Origin of the sequence: Methylorubrum thiocyanatum (assembly GCA_014138645.1) — a bacterium.
Lineage (GTDB): Bacteria > Pseudomonadota > Alphaproteobacteria > Rhizobiales > Beijerinckiaceae > Methylobacterium > Methylobacterium thiocyanatum.
The window spans coordinates 227,368-241,106 of the sequence record JACJIB010000007.1; the positions used below are offsets into that span (position 1 = coordinate 227,368).

12 protein-coding genes are annotated in these 13,739 nt (G+C 69.3%); 8 read left to right on the plus strand and 4 right to left on the minus strand.

The genetic code is table 11. From position 1 onward, the window contains the following. Positions 1-453 precede the first annotated feature (453 nt). The 6 genes from HNR51_RS19820 to HNR51_RS19845 all read left to right on the plus strand — a co-directional run bounded on the left by HNR51_RS19820 (position 454) and on the right by HNR51_RS19845 (position 8,056). Positions 454-2,388 (plus strand): glycosyltransferase, encoded by a 1,935-nt coding sequence (locus HNR51_RS19820; protein WP_182556128.1) that lies wholly within the window; start codon positions 454-456, stop codon positions 2,386-2,388. 142 nt (positions 2,389-2,530) lie between these two features. Next, positions 2,531-3,235 carry a FecR family protein gene (locus tag HNR51_RS19825; RefSeq protein ID WP_182556129.1) on the plus strand — a complete coding sequence of 235 codons (705 nt, stop codon included), beginning with the start codon at positions 2,531-2,533 and terminating at the stop codon, positions 3,233-3,235. A 720-nt stretch (positions 3,236-3,955) separates the two neighbouring features. Beyond that, on the plus strand, positions 3,956-4,852 hold the full coding sequence (locus HNR51_RS19830; RefSeq protein ID WP_182556130.1) for a LysR family transcriptional regulator: 897 nt from the start codon (positions 3,956-3,958) through the stop codon (positions 4,850-4,852). Between the two features lie 103 nt (positions 4,853-4,955). Further along, positions 4,956-6,038, plus strand: a complete 1,083-nt coding sequence (locus HNR51_RS19835) for a carbon-nitrogen hydrolase family protein (RefSeq protein ID WP_182556131.1) — start codon at positions 4,956-4,958, stop codon at positions 6,036-6,038. Positions 6,039-6,180: 142 nt separating this feature from the next. Next, positions 6,181-6,477: a DUF485 domain-containing protein gene (locus tag HNR51_RS19840; protein ID WP_012453475.1), complete on the plus strand. Its 297-nt coding sequence runs from the start codon at positions 6,181-6,183 to the stop codon at positions 6,475-6,477. Positions 6,478-6,487: 10 nt separating this feature from the next. Then, on the plus strand, positions 6,488-8,056 hold the full coding sequence (locus HNR51_RS19845; RefSeq protein WP_141950985.1) for a sodium:solute symporter family transporter: 1,569 nt from the start codon (positions 6,488-6,490) through the stop codon (positions 8,054-8,056). 86 nt (positions 8,057-8,142) lie between these two features. Here HNR51_RS19845 and HNR51_RS19850 read toward each other — a convergent pair whose 3' ends face one another. Next, positions 8,143-8,847, minus strand: a complete 705-nt coding sequence (locus HNR51_RS19850) for a DJ-1/PfpI family protein (protein ID WP_182556132.1) — start codon at positions 8,845-8,847, stop codon at positions 8,143-8,145. Between the two features lie 50 nt (positions 8,848-8,897). Between HNR51_RS19850 and HNR51_RS19855 the strand changes: the two genes are divergently transcribed. Beyond that, complete coding sequence (locus HNR51_RS19855; protein ID WP_182556133.1) at positions 8,898-9,932, plus strand: GlxA family transcriptional regulator; 1,035 nt, start codon at positions 8,898-8,900, stop codon at positions 9,930-9,932. 575 nt (positions 9,933-10,507) lie between these two features. After that, positions 10,508-11,218, plus strand: coding sequence for a L,D-transpeptidase (locus HNR51_RS19860; protein WP_182556134.1), 711 nt, complete (start codon positions 10,508-10,510; stop codon positions 11,216-11,218). Positions 11,219-11,287: 69 nt separating this feature from the next. Here the strand turns inward: HNR51_RS19860 and HNR51_RS19865 are convergent, their stop codons facing one another. From HNR51_RS19865 to HNR51_RS19875, 3 genes are read right to left on the minus strand one after another with little or no spacing between them, the layout of a single operon-like run. Then, entirely contained in the window at positions 11,288-11,752 is a 465-nt protein-coding gene (locus HNR51_RS19865; RefSeq protein WP_182556135.1) for an NUDIX hydrolase, read from the minus strand. Positions 11,753-11,761: 9 nt separating this feature from the next. Next, positions 11,762-12,769 carry an inorganic phosphate transporter gene (locus tag HNR51_RS19870; protein ID WP_182556206.1) on the minus strand — a complete coding sequence of 336 codons (1,008 nt, stop codon included), beginning with the start codon at positions 12,767-12,769 and terminating at the stop codon, positions 11,762-11,764. A 5-nt stretch (positions 12,770-12,774) separates the two neighbouring features. Continuing rightward, a complete protein-coding gene (locus HNR51_RS19875; RefSeq protein ID WP_063986925.1) occupies positions 12,775-13,431 on the minus strand; it encodes a DUF47 domain-containing protein in 657 nt (218 codons plus the stop codon). Positions 13,432-13,739 lie beyond the last annotated feature (308 nt).

Here is a 13,739-nt window from a genome sequence, read left to right on the forward strand (position 1 = left end):
CCTCGATTGCGCATCTCCGGCATAGGATCTGCGCGCAGCTGCAAGGACATCTTCCCGGTCGGAACAGACCCTTTGCAGAGGCAGATGATCCGGCGGCGCGATTGTAATTTGTTGTTCTGCCGCATGGTCTGCGTGAAAAGGATACCGCTTCGCAGAGCCGCCATGAAGCCGAACATTGCCGGCCGCGCCCGCCTTCCGCAGGTGCGTTTCGCCAAAAGGCTGCGATGTGTGGGATTGTCGCAACAGAGTGGCGGGCGGGTGCGGCTGTTTACGGCTGGAAGGGGGAGCGGGCGGCGGGAAAAGACTTGCCGGCTTTGCCCGGCCGTGGTCCGCCGGCCCGGACAGCGCCGATGCGGGCAGGCTCCGGGCGCATGTCCGGCGCGCCGCGGACGGCGGCGTGCGCCCGATCGAACGAGAGGCGGGAGGGGGCGGATGCCGACGATCGGCCTATGCATGATTGTCCGGGACGAGGCGCATGTCGTGGCGCGCTGCCTCGACAGCGTCCGCCCCCTCATCGACGCCGCCGTGATCGTCGATACCGGCTCCGAGGACGGAACGCCGGAGGTCGTGCGGGCCTGTCTCGCCCGCCACGGGATCCGCGGCTCGGTGGTGGAGCAGCCGTGGCGGGACTTCGCCCACAACCGCAGCGCGGCGCTCGCCCTGCTGCGGCAGGATCCGGGAATCGACTACGCCCTGGTGATCGACGCGGACGACCGGCTCGTCTTCGCGCCGGATTTCGACCCGGCGGCCTTCAAGGCCGCGTTGGCGGCCGACCTCTACGACCTCGACATCCATCACGGGCCGACCGTGTACCGCCGGCCGCAACTGTTCTCGAACCGCCTCGCCTTCCGGTACCGGTCGGTCCTGCACGAGTTCCTCGATGTCCCGCCCGAGGCGCGCTCGCACGGCGTGGCGCCGGGACTGCACATCGTCTACGGCGGCGACGGGGCGCGCTCGCGCGAGCCCGGGAAATTCGCCCGGGACGCCGCCCTGCTCGAGGCGGCGCTGGCGGGCGAGGCCGATCCGTTCCTGCGCGCCCGCTACACCTTCTACCTCGCCCAAAGCCTGCGCGATGCCGGGCAGAATGAGCGGGCGATCGACGCCTATCTCCGGCGGGCCGAGCTCGGCTTCTGGGCGCAGGAGGTGTTCGAGAGCCTGCTCAATGCCGGCAAGCTGATGGCGCGCCGGGGCGCGCCGACGGAGGCGGTCCTGACGGTGCTCGACCGCGCGGCCGCGACCGTGCCGGAGCGGGTCGAGGCCCACCACGCCGCGGCCCTGATCTGCCGGCAGCGCGGCGAGTGGGCACAAGGCTACGCCGCCGCGCGGCAGGGGTTCGGCCGCCCGCGGCCGGCGGCGGGCCTGTTCCTCCAGCCCTGGATCTACGAGTTCGGGCTGCTCGATGAGTTCGCGGTCAACGCCTATTGGGCCGGCCACGACATGGACTCCCTCGTTGCCTGCGCGATCATCCTGTCGCGGCCGCAGCTCGATCCGGAGACGCGCGAGCGGGTGCGCGCCAACCGCGATTACGCCTACGACCGCCTGCGGGCGCGCGGCGCGCTCTGGACCGAGACCTTGAAGGACCGGACTCCGCGCATCGCCGTGGTGACGGCCTACCGCGCGGAGGATTCCGGGACGCTGCGGCGCTGCATCGCCTCGGTCGCGGCCCAGACCGTGGCGGCGGACCACATCCTGATCGCCGAAGGCCCGCCGCGGGAGGAGCTGCAAGAGGGGCTGGACGCCCGCGTCGCCCAGCACATCCGTCTCGGCGCCGGGACGGGCGAGGCGGGGGACCGCGCCGCCTGGGCGGCCGGCGGCCTGCTCGCGGCTGCGCAGGGCTATACGGCGGTCTGCTTCCTCGATGCCGCAGGCTGGTACGACCCTGACCACATCGAGCACTGCCTCACGGCGGCCCTGCGCGTCGGGTTCGAGCGCTGCGGGATCGTCACGGCCACCCGCCGGCTCCGGCGCCCCGACCTGACGGTGATGCCGCTTGCCGACGAGGACCCGGATCGCTTCGTCGATGCCAGCGGCTACCTCTTCCTGCCGGCGGGCTTCCGCCTGTTCGCCCACTGGGCGCTGACGCCCCGGCCGCTCGCCGAGATCGGCGACCGCGTCTTCCTGCTCGCCGCGCGGGCGAGCGGCCTGGCCATGGGCCGGACCCTCTCCGCGACGGTCAACGGCGTCGCCGCCTACGCGGCCGCGTATCAGGCCCTGGGCGAGACACCGCCCGCGGACGCGCGGGAAAGGCCCGATCACGCCCGCTACCGGGCCTGGATCGAAGCCCTGCCGCCGGAGGCGATCGCCGCCCTCAGGGACCGGCTCGGCGCCGATCTGCGCGCCCTCTACCGGCCCGGTCCTTCAGACCGGGAGACCGGAGAGCTCCCATAGAGCCGGCTTTTGCCGAGCACTTGCCGCTCCCGCGCGCAGGCCCGCCGTCGATTTGCAACAGTACCGGGAAAAGCTGTCCACACCGTTGCCGCCGCAGGTTTCGCGTCTACCATGGCGCGACTTTGCAATGGACCCCGCCGCGATGAGTCTCGTCAGACGGATCTGTTTTGCCGGCTTCGTCGGCGGCCTCGCGCTCGGCCTGCCGGCCGGGGCGTCGGCCCAGCAGATCGGCGCGACGACGGTGGTGAAGAACGACGTCTCCCGCCTGAAGGGGACGCAGCGGAACCTGCTGGCCCAGGGCGACACGGTGTTCCGGGACGAGGCGGTGCAGACCGGCGCCGACAGCCTCGCCAAGATCGTCTTCCTCGATCAGACCAATCTCTCGATCGGGCCGAACGCGCGCATCGCGCTCAACCAGTACGTCTATTCGGAGGAGCGGCCGGCCGGGAAAGTGGCGCTCAACCTGTTGAAGGGCACCTACCGCTTCGTCACCGGCGACCTCGACAAGAAGGCCTACGAGATTAAGACGCCGGTGGCGACGATCGGCGTGCGCGGAACGGTGTTCGACGTCTGGACCACGGCTGGTCGGTCCGTCATCACCCTCGAAGAGGGCGAGATCCGGGTCTGCACCCGCAAGGCCAGCCCCCAGGCCTGCCTGACCCTCGATCAGCCCGGCGCCGTCGTCGTCACTGCGGGCGGCGTGAGCTCCGCTCCGCGCGGCTCCGGGACGCGCTTCAGCTTTGCCGGCTATTGCGGCGCCAATCCGGGCCTGTGCACGCCGACCCGCTTCGCGGAGGGCGGCGGGGTGCCCCAGCCGACTGCCTTCGCCGCCCTGTGCGGCCGCTGAGATCGCACCCCCTCCGAGTTGCCTCCGTCCGCGGACGCGCTCCCTCTCAAGGGCAGCGTCCGCGCATGGTTCGGTGTCACGCCGGGGGCGAGGCGCCGGAAGAATCTGGAACGGGCCCGCTCACGGAGCATCAGGACGGGGCGCCGTCCTGGCGGCGGTTCAACGCTCTCGGTCGTCAGAGCGGGTGTGCCGGTCGCGGGCGGCTATGCCGCCCAGGCGAGGATCAGGACCCCGCTGAGGAACATGGCATAGGTCGCGAGCAGCGCGGAAATCTCACGGTGCTTCGAAACGACGGCGCGGGAGACGGACAGCATGGCGGCGGATCAATCACGAGGTGACCGGATCAGGCTGATAGCCAAACCTTGACGGTTTTGGAGTGGCCGGCGCCCTGTTTTGCAAGAAAAGACGAAGTGTTGCGCGCCGGAGACTCGTTCGGCGGGTGGGGATGTCCCGGCGCGCCCGTACGGCCCTCGGATGCCGCTCCGGATTGCCGCGCCCGCCGCAAGCTCCGGCCGTGCCGCGCGCGCCACGGCGGTAGTCGAGAACCTTGCGAGAACCTTGCCCGCGGCTGATCGGCAAGGCCGCACCAAGAAGAGTGGGGGCAAGCGATGCGCGATCTGGATGCTCGCGTGCTTGCAAAGCGTTCACGGAGTGAGGTGTCATGCCTTCGCGCCTGTCCCGTGCACGCGACCCTTGTCGTGCTTCATCTCAGAACACCGCATGTTCGATTGGAACGATCTCACCTTCTTCCTTGAACTCGCCCGTCATGGACGGCTGATGCCGGCCGCGCGCCGGCTCAAGGTCGACAACACCACGGTCAGCCGCCGCATCGCCGAACTGGAGCGGGGGCTCGACACGAAGCTGTTCCAGCGCTGCTCCGACGGCTTCCTGCTCACCGAGGCCGGGCACAAGCTCTTCGTGATCGCGGAGATCATCGAGCAGAAGATGCTGTCCGTGCCGGAAGCCCTCGGTCTCTCGGACGGGGCGGAGCCGGCGGGGCGGGTGCGGGTCGCCAGCATGGAGGGCATCGCCGCGTTCTACCTGTCGGCCCGGTTCGCCGAATTCGCCGCCGCCATGCCGGGGATCGTGGTCGAACTCGTCACCGAGCGGCACCTGATCAACCTGACCAAGCGCGAGGCCGACATCTCGGTCTCCTTCGTGCCGCCCCAGGGTCCGCGCCTCAAGGTGCGCCGGGTCGGCGCGTTCCGCCTCGCCCTGTTCGCCTCGGAACGCTACCTCGCCCTGCGCGGCCGCCCGGAGACGCGGGCCGACCTCCAGGACCATGACTTCGTGGACTATGTCGACGACTTGGTGGCGATCGAGCCGGTGCATTGGCTGCTCGAGGTCCTGAGACCGAGCAACGTAGTCTTCCGGTCCACCAGCATGGCCGCGCAGCAGACCGCCGTCGCCGCGGGGGCCGGACTGGCCCTGCTGCCGCTTTTTTCAGCCAAGACCAACCCGGCGCTCGTCCCGGTCCTGCCGGAGGAGATCGTGGTGCGGCGCGAACTCTATCTCGCTGTTCACGAAGACATCGAGCATGCCGGCCGGGTCCGTGCGGTGACCCGCTTCCTCACCGAGCTGTTCACGCGTGAGGCAGCGTATTTGAACCAATTCTGAGCACGCCCCGGCAGGATTGCAACGGGCCTTGCGGATTTTCCGCCTTCGCGCCGTCGGCGCCCTCTGTTGCAAATGCGGACATCCCGAGTCTGGAGCCGCGCCGATGTCCGTCCCGTATCCGAAGTTCAAGGCGGCCGCCTGCCACGTCGCCCCGGTCTTCCTCGACAGCGCCGCCTCCGCCGAGAAGGCGATCGCCCTGATCGGCGAGGCGGCCCGTGCCGGCGCCGGCCTCGTGGTCTTCCCCGAGGGCTACATGCCGGGCTTCCCCCTCTGGGCGGCCCTGCGCGCGCCGATCCACAACCACGACCTGTTCAAGCGCCTGGCCGCGCAATCCGTGCGCCTCGACGGGCCGGAGATCGGCCTCGTGCGCGACGCCGCCCGGCGCCACGGCGTCCTCGTCTCCCTCGGCTTCAGCGAGAGCACCGAGGCGAGCGTGGGCTGCCTGTGGAACGCCAACGTGCTGATCGGCCGCGACGGGACGATCCTCAACCATCACCGCAAGCTGGTGCCGACCTTCTACGAGAAGCTGATCTGGGCCAACGGCGACGCCCGCGGCCTGCGGGTGACGCCCACCGAGATCGGCCGGGTCGGCATGCTGATCTGCGGCGAGAACACCAACCCCCTGGCCCGCTACGCGCTGATGGCGCAGGGCGAGCAGGTCCACATCTCGACCTATCCGCCGGCCTGGCCGACCCGGCCGCCGGGGGAGAGCGCCGCCTACGACCTCGCGCGGGCGATCGAGATCCGCGCCGGCGCGCACGCTTTCGAAGCCAAGGTGTTCAACATCGTCTGCTCCGCCGTGCTCGACGGGGCCGCGCGGGCGATCCTCTGCGACGGGGACGCCGCCATCGCCGACATCGTCGAGCGGACGCCCGCGGGCGTCTCCATGGTCCTCGACCCCACCGGCGCGCATCTCGTGGCGCCGCACCAGGGCGACGAGACCATCGTCTACGCCGAGATCGACGTGGCGGCCTGCGTCGAGCCCAAGCAGTTCCACGACGTCGTCGGCTACTACAACCGGTTCGACATCTTCCGGCTCACCGTCGACCGCGCGCCGCGGGAGCCGATCAGCTTCGAGGCGGCCGTCCGGCCCGCGGGTCCCGCCGCCGAGGGCGAGGGCGCCGAGGGGTTCGGCCTCGACGCCGCCGCGCATCGCAGCGAGCCGCCGCACCGCGCAAGCCACTGAGGCGGTGCCCTCGGGCGCCTGATGTTCTTCGCGTCGATCCGGAGGCCGGTCACCGGCGTCCGGGCCGATGCCCCGCCGGTTTCGGAGGCTTCGGCCTCCGGGAGGTGTTCGCCAGACCCCACGCCACGGACGGAGGTGCAGCATGCTTTCACCCGACAGAATCACCCTTCACGAGGAGGGCGAGGCGATCGCACGGCTGTCGCGAACGCGCGCGCGCGTCGCGGTCGCGCTGAGCCTCGTGATGATCGCGATGTATTTCGGCTTCATGACGATGTTCGCCTTCGCCAAGCCGACGATGGGCACCATCCTGGCGCCGGGCCTGTCGCTCTGCATCCTGCTCGGGGCGGGCGTGATCGTCGGCTCGTTCGTCCTCTGCCTCGTCTACGTCGTCTGGGCCAACCGCTTCTACGACCCGGCCGTGCGCCGGCTCATGAACTGAGGAGCGCGTCATGCAGGCCGCCAACAATCCCCTCGCCGTCACCTTCTTCTTCGTCTTCATGGCGTTGACGCTCGGCATCACCTACTGGGCCGCGCGGCGCACGCGCACCACCGAGCAATTCTTCGCCGCCGGAGGCCAGATCACCGCTTGGCAGAACGGCTGGGCGCTCGCCGGCGACTTCCTGAGTGCTGCCGCGCTCCTCGGCATCGCCGGCATCATCACGTCGAACGGCTTCGACGGGCTGATCTACTCCATCGGCTTCCTCGTCGGCTGGCCGATCATCTCGTTCCTGATCGTCGAGCCGCTGCGCAATCTCGGCAAGTTCACCTTCGCCGACGTCGTCGCCTACCGCCTGCGGCAGCGCCCGGTGCGGATGGCCGCCGCCATCGGCACGCTGACCGTGATCCTGCTCTACCTGATCGCCCAGATGGTCGCGACGGGCTCGCTGATCAAACTGCTGTTCGGCCTGCCCTACACCGCCTCCGTCATCGTGGTCGGCACCGCGATGCTCACCTACGTGATGTTCGGCGGCATGCTCGCCACCACCTGGGTCCAGGTGATCAAGGCGGTGCTCCTCTCGCTCGGCGGGCTCGTCCTGGCGCTCCTCGTGCTCGCCCATTTCGACATGAACCCGCTCACCCTATTCTCGGCGGCGGCCGACAAGTACGGCGAGCGCGTGCTCCAGCCGGGCTCCAAGGTCGCGGGCAGCGGGTGGGACGCGATCTCGCTGGGCGTCGGGCTGATGTTCGGCACGGCGGCCCTGCCGCACATCCTGATGCGCGCCTTCACCGTGCCGGACGTGAAGGAGGCGCGGATGTCGATCCTCTACGCCACCGGCATCATCGGCTCGTTCCATCTCCTCGTCTTCGTCATCGGCTTCGGCGCGATGGTCCTCGTCGGGCCGGAGGTCGTGACGAAGGCCGGGGGCGGCGGCAACATGGCGGCCCCGCTGCTCGCCCTCACCGTCGGCGGCAACGGCTTCTTCGGCTTCATCTGCGCCGTCGCCTTCGCCACCATGCTGGCGGTCGTCGCCGGGCTCACCCTCTCGGGCGTCGCCACGGTCTGCCACGACCTCTGGGTCAACGTGGTGCGCCACGGCGCGGCGCCGGAGCGCGAGCAGCTCACCGTGGCCCGGATCGCCACGGTCGCCATCGCGGTCCTGGCGGTGGTGCTCGGGATCGTCTTCGAGGGGCAGAACGTCGCCTTCATGGCGGGGCTGGCCTTCGCCGTCGCCGCCGCCGCCAACTTCCCGGCCCTGCTGCTGGCGATCACGTGGAAGCGGTTCACGACCGCGGGCGCCGTCGCCAGCATCCTGGTCGGGACCTTCGCCTCGCTCCTGCTGATCAGCCTCTCGCCGACGATCCAGGTGGACGTGCTGGGGCGCAACCTCGCCGAGGTCTCGCAGGCATGGTGGTTCGTCCCGATGAAGAACCCGGCCCTCATCAGCATGCCGCTCTCCTTCCTCGTCGCCATCGCCGTCTCGCTCGTGACCGTGGAGGCGGGCGCCGAGGGCACGTTCCGGGAGATGCGTCGGCGCATCATGTTCGGTGCGCGGCGGGAGGCCTATGCAGGCCGCTGATCCGGGCCGTGGGGATCGTGCCGGGGGACGGGGCGTCGGAGGGCGCCCCGTCCCGCTTCGTTCAAGGCGGGCCTCCGGCGGACCGCTCACGGTGCGATTCCGAGCCGGGCGGCGACCCGTCGGGCGGTATCGGCCCGGCGCTCCGTGATCGCTGCCACCGCGGCGCGGGCCTGTTCGAGGATGGCGGGGGGCGCCCGCTCCGGCGTGCCGCTGTCGAAGGGCGGTTCGGGGGCGTAGGCCATGTAGAGCTGGATCGCCTGGGCCGCGTCCACGCCGCGCAGCTCCGCCGCCAGCCGCAGGGCGCCGTCGATCCCCGCGGTGACACCCGCGGCGAACACCCAGCTGCCGTCGACGACGACCCGCTGATCGACGGGGATCGCGCCGAAGAACGGCAGCAGATCGAATGAGGCCCAGTGGGTCGTGGCGCGGCGGCCCCTGAGGAGGCCCGCGGCGCCGCACAGAAGCGCCCCCGTGCAGACCGAGAACACGCTGCGCGCGCCGGCCGCCTGATCGCAGAGCCAGCCGAGCACGGCCTCGTCCTCCATCAGCGCCTCCTGGCCGAAGCCGCCGGGGACGTGCAGCACGTCGAGCTGCGGCGCCTCCGCGAGGCTTGCATCCGGGCTCAGCCGCAGGCCGCGCACGTCGCGGACGGGCTCAGTCGTCTTGCCATAGAGGCGGTAGGTCGCGTTGGGGATGCGCGACAGCACCTCGAACGGGCCGGTCAGATCGATCTGATCGACGCCCTCGAACAGGAGCGAGCCGATCTGCAGATGCGTGTCGGGCGGGATCATGGAAGCCTCCGGTGGACAAGCGGAGGCTAGCGCGGCAGGTTCTGGCACGAATGCCAAATGACCCTCGTATCCCGCCAGATCAGGCACGGATCGTGGAGGTGCTCGCCTTCCCCGGCGTGCAGGTGCTCGACGTGACCGGGCCGCTCCAGGTCTTCGCCTCCGCCAATGAGCACGTCGCGCGGCTCGGCGGCGCGCCACCCTACCGGCTGCGCGTCGTCGCCAAGGGCGGCGGCGCCGTCGCCAGCTCCGCCGGTCTCGCCCTCGCGGCGGAGCCGCTGGCGCCGCCGACGTCCGCGAGCGAGGCGGTCGACACCCTGGTCGTGGCCGGCGGTCCCGGCGTCGATGCGGCGGCCGGCGATCCCGAACTGGTCGGATGGCTGCGGCAGCGCGCGGAGCGGGCGCGGCGGGTCGCTTCCGTGTGCACCGGCGCCTTCCTCCTGGCCGCATCCGGCCGGCTCGACGGCCGGCGGGCCGTGACTCACTGGTCCTTCTGCGACGCCTTCGCCCGGCGCTTCCCGTCGGTGCGGGTCGAGGCCGATCCGATTTTTCTGCGCGACGGCCCGGTCTGGACCTCCGCGGGGGTGACCGCCGGCATCGACCTCGCGCTGGCCCTCGTCGAGGCGGATCTCGGCCGGGCGACGGCGCTGGCGGTCGCGCGCTACCTCGTCGTCTTCCTCAAGCGCCCCGGCGGGCAGGCGCAGTTCAGCGCGGCGCTGTCGCTGCAGGCGGCCGGAGACCGTTTCGAGGCGCTGCATCACTGGATGCGCGCGCATCTCGATGCCGACCTGTCGCTCCCGGCCCTCGCGGCGGAGGCGGGCATGAGCGAGCGCAGCTTCAGCCGGCGCTACGCCGAGCAGACCGGGGTCACGCCGGCCCGCGCCGTCGAGCGCCTGCGGGTCGAGGCGGCTCGCCAGATGCTGGCGGAAACCCGTCAGCCGGTGAAGCGGATCGCGCAACGCTGCGGGTTCGGATCCGAGGAGACCATGCGCCGAAGCTTCCTGCGCCTGCTCGCCAGCACTCCGCAGGACTACCGTCACCGCTTCGGTGTCGATCCGCAGGCCCGCGGGACCCTCCCTCGCCTGTAACGACGGCGATGGGACGCCGGCCTCCCTCGATCCGCTCGACCGAGTCCGGCTGTCGCGCGGGGCATACCCGGGGGCTTGAGGGGCCCAAGGTCGGGCGCTGCGGACCCGGACCGCGAACGCAGCCGGGCCGGTCGCGCTTATCGAAAATCCCTCGGGAACGAGGCCGCGAACCAAGCGGCTGCCTGCCAACAGCCGTAGATCAGCAGGCACAGGAGCATGCCGCCGATCGTCAGCCGGAGCCAGAGGGCATCGTTGCGCCGATCCGGTCCTCCGGATTGCTGCCCCGCCATCGCGTCGCCCCCGAGGGTTTCACCGGCCCGCACGCGGCGCTGCAGGATGCAGGGTCGAGGCGCGGCCGGCTCTGGTATGCCCGATGCGCCGGCCTCGGCCCATACATATCCGCCGCCGCACATGCCGCCTTTGCCAGCGGCACTTGCCGGGTGGACTTGCCAGGTGGACTTGCCAGGTGGGCTTGCCACGCGCACCGAGTCGCCGCACTCTCAGCTTGGCCGTACGCGTCGTCTGTCGGCCGGCCATGGGCTCGTCGGACGGCAGGGTATGGGAAGTCCGGGATCATGACGATGGATGGTAGGCAGGCCGGAGCCGGCGGTTTCGACGAGACCGTTCTTTCCAGTGCTCGCGCGCGGGTTCTCAGCCGCCGCACGTTTCTGGCCGGCTCGGCCGCCGGCTTGGGCGCGCTCGGACTCGGCGGCTGCGTGACCGCCGACGGCACGATGCTGGCCGAGGCGACGAAAGTCTACGGGCCGATGCCGGACGAGAAGTTTCCGATCCCGGCGGTCGACATCAGCAAGGTCGATCCGAAATACTACCGCCGGACGGTGCGCTACGAGACCAAGGAAGCGCCCGGAACGATCGTCGTCGATCCGCGCAACTACTACGTCTACCGCATCGAGGGGGACGGTTCCGCCACCCGCTACGGCGCCAATGTCGGACGCGACGGGTTTCTGTGGAGCGGCGATGCCTATGTCGGCCGCAAGTCCGAATGGGCCACTTGGACACCGCCCAAGGAGATGATCCGGCGCCAGCCCGAAGCGGCCAAATACGCCCGCGGGATGCCGGGCGGCCTCGACAATCCGCTCGGCGCCCGGACCCTGCATCTCTACCAGAACGGCGCCTACACGCTCTACACGATCTACGCCAGCAGCGAGCCCGAATCGATCGGCAGCGGCATCACGAGCGGCTGCGTCGGCCTGCTCAGCCAGGATATGATCCACCTCTACGCGCGAACCCCGGTCAAGACGAAGGTGGTGGTCCTGCCCGCCTAGGAGAGGCGTGGGTTCCGACGCCCCGCGGCTCCGACCCGATCGCAGTCCGAGCCGGCACGAGGCCGGTTCTCATGGAGGGCCGATTTTGCGGAGTAGCAGAGACAATTCCGGTTCTTGAACCAGGTCTGCGGCGATCTCACTCCGGACCCATTGCATTTGGCGCTGGCCCTTCTCAGCCCAATCGGCCAGTTCCTCCGTGACATTGAGCGCGTAGACAGCCACTCGGCAGCCGATCTCTCGGCCGTCGGCCTGCTGCTTGCTGTATCTGTAGTGACCCAGGGCCTTGTCTTGGATCGTGCCGAGGACGCCCGCTTCTTCCTCCGCCTCGATCGCCGCGGCCTCATGGCGCTTCTTGCCTTTCATCGGCCAGCCTTTGGGGATGATCCAACGTCGGCTATCGCGCGAGGTCACCAGCAGCACCTCGATTTGTCCACCTTCGCTAAGCCGCACGGGCAGTGCTGCAACCTGTTGTCGAAGCTTCTGCGGAGCTTTCTTGGTCTTCGGTTTTGCCTGCGATTTCTTTGCTTTCGGCATCGCAACTCATCAGACCAGGAGGGCTGTGAGCGCGTAGCAACCCGCGGCGATGCCTGCCGCTGCCGGTAGGGTGACCACCCAGGCGATGACGATGTTGCCGGCAATACCCCAGCGCACCGCGGAAGCCCTTCGTGCCGCACCGACCCCGATGATCGCGCCCGTGATGGTGTGGGTTGTCGAGACGGGCACCCCGAGCCACGTCGCCAGGAACAGGGTGATGGCGCCTCCGGACTCGGCGCAGAACCCCTGCATCGGGTTCAACCGGGTGATGCGCGAGCCCATCGTGTGCACGATGCGCCAGCCACCCGACAAAGTGCCGAGCGCCATCGCGGACTGACAGGACAACACGACCCAGAGCGGAACGTGGAAGTCGCTTCCCAGGTGCCCCTGCGCGTAGAGCAAGACCGCGATGATGCCCATGGTCTTCTGAGCATCGTTGCCGCCGTGCCCGAGCGAATAAAGTGAGGCCGATACGAATTGCAGCCGGCGAAAGGTCCGGTCGACCCCGAACGGCGTGGCGCGAACACAGGCCCAGGAAACCGCCAGCACCAGCAGCAGCGCCAGCAGGAACCCGAGCAGCGGTGACAGCACAATGGCTGCGACGGTCTTGCTGAGGCCGGTCCACACGACGACACCGGGGCCGGCCTTCGTCACGCCGGCCCCGACGAGGCCGCCGATGAGGGCGTGCGAGCTGCTCGACGGAATGCCGAAAATCCAAGTGGCGATGTTCCAGACGATCGCGCCGATCAACGCGCTGAAGATCACCTGAGGGTCGACGATCCCGGCATCGACGATGCCGGTGCCGAGGGTCTGAGCGACATGGAGGCCGAAGAAAAGAAACGCGATGAAATTGAAAAAGGCGGCCCACAGGACGGCATATTGCGGTCGCAGAACCCTGGTCGATACGATGGTGGCGATGGAGTTCGCTGCATCGTGAAGGCCGTTGAGGAAGTCGAAGAGCAGCGCGATCGCAATCAGCGCAACAAGGTAAGGGAGAGCGAGTGTGGCCGTTTCCATGCCCGTCACACGTTCTCGATCATGATGCCGCTGATCTCGTTGGCGACGTCCTCAAAGCGGTCGACGACATCCTCCAGATGACCATAGATCTCGGCGCCGATGATGTAGGACATGGCATCACCATCCCCTCCATCGCGGCGGTGGGCTCGATAGAGCGCCTTCAGACCCCGCTCCTGCATCTCATCCGAGCGTCCCTCGACCCGCGTGATCGCCTCCGTGATCTGATTGATGCGGCTTGCGTGGGGGCCGACGGCGTTGAGGAGAGGTACCAACTCTGCCGTCAGTTTGGCAGCCTCGACCACAGTGCCGCCCATCTCCTGCATGAGAGGCTCGAACCGGCGCAGCTCATAGAGCTGGACGGCTTTGACGGTCTTGTTCATCTGATCGATGGCGTCGTCCATCGACTGAATCAAATCCTTGATGTCGCCGCGATCGAACGGGGTGATGAAGCTGCGGCGGACAGCGAGAAGGACTTCGGCCGTGATCTCATCAGCCTCGCGTTCCTGCTCGACAACCACTTGGCAATAGCGAGGAACGTCGGGGCCGCCTTGCAGGACAGATTGCAACGCCTCTGCGGCGACGATCAGGGTGCGAGAGTGCCGCTCGAACATGTCGAAGAAGCGGTCTTCTCTCGGCATCAGCGCACGGAACCAGCCCAGCATTCCCGACCCTGCACCGTTTGGCCGCTCATGCGGCCCAACCTAGGAGCCGGCTAACTTCTGGCGAGCCGTGGGGTTCAAAATTGCTGTCGACAGGATCACCCCCGGCCCTTTCCCGCCGACGCGCCGCCGTCTCGCGCGGTGATCCTTGAAAGCATTCAAGCGGTGGATGTCGCCGACGACGGTTCGCAAATCGCCGTGTCCCGACGCGTCCATGATGCGGGTGGGGTCCGCACCGCGCCGGACCGCTGACCTGACGAAACCAGCCCTCAACGCCTACGCGCCGAAGAGTGCTGGATCGAGCCCAGCGG

Excerpts from the sequence above, each read along its gene's own strand:
- HNR51_RS19820 (WP_182556128.1), top strand. The coding sequence starts at position 454 with ATGATTGTCCGGGACGAGGCGCATGTCGTGGCGCGCTGCCTCGACAGC.
- HNR51_RS19825 (WP_182556129.1), top strand. The coding sequence starts at position 2,531 with ATGAGTCTCGTCAGACGGATCTGTTTTGCCGGCTTCGTCGGCGGCCTC.
- HNR51_RS19830 (WP_182556130.1), top strand. The coding sequence starts at position 3,956 with ATGTTCGATTGGAACGATCTCACCTTCTTCCTTGAACTCGCCCGTCAT.
- HNR51_RS19835 (WP_182556131.1), top strand. The coding sequence starts at position 4,956 with ATGTCCGTCCCGTATCCGAAGTTCAAGGCGGCCGCCTGCCACGTCGCC.
- HNR51_RS19840 (WP_012453475.1), top strand. The coding sequence starts at position 6,181 with ATGCTTTCACCCGACAGAATCACCCTTCACGAGGAGGGCGAGGCGATC.
- HNR51_RS19845 (WP_141950985.1), top strand. The coding sequence starts at position 6,488 with ATGCAGGCCGCCAACAATCCCCTCGCCGTCACCTTCTTCTTCGTCTTC.
- HNR51_RS19850 (WP_182556132.1), bottom strand. The coding sequence starts at position 8,847 with ATGATCCCGCCCGACACGCATCTGCAGATCGGCTCGCTCCTGTTCGAG.
- HNR51_RS19855 (WP_182556133.1), top strand. The coding sequence starts at position 8,898 with ATGCCAAATGACCCTCGTATCCCGCCAGATCAGGCACGGATCGTGGAG.
- HNR51_RS19860 (WP_182556134.1), top strand. The coding sequence starts at position 10,508 with ATGACGATGGATGGTAGGCAGGCCGGAGCCGGCGGTTTCGACGAGACC.
- HNR51_RS19865 (WP_182556135.1), bottom strand. The coding sequence starts at position 11,752 with ATGCCGAAAGCAAAGAAATCGCAGGCAAAACCGAAGACCAAGAAAGCT.
- HNR51_RS19870 (WP_182556206.1), bottom strand. The coding sequence starts at position 12,769 with ATGGAAACGGCCACACTCGCTCTCCCTTACCTTGTTGCGCTGATTGCG.
- HNR51_RS19875 (WP_063986925.1), bottom strand. The coding sequence starts at position 13,431 with ATGCTGGGCTGGTTCCGTGCGCTGATGCCGAGAGAAGACCGCTTCTTC.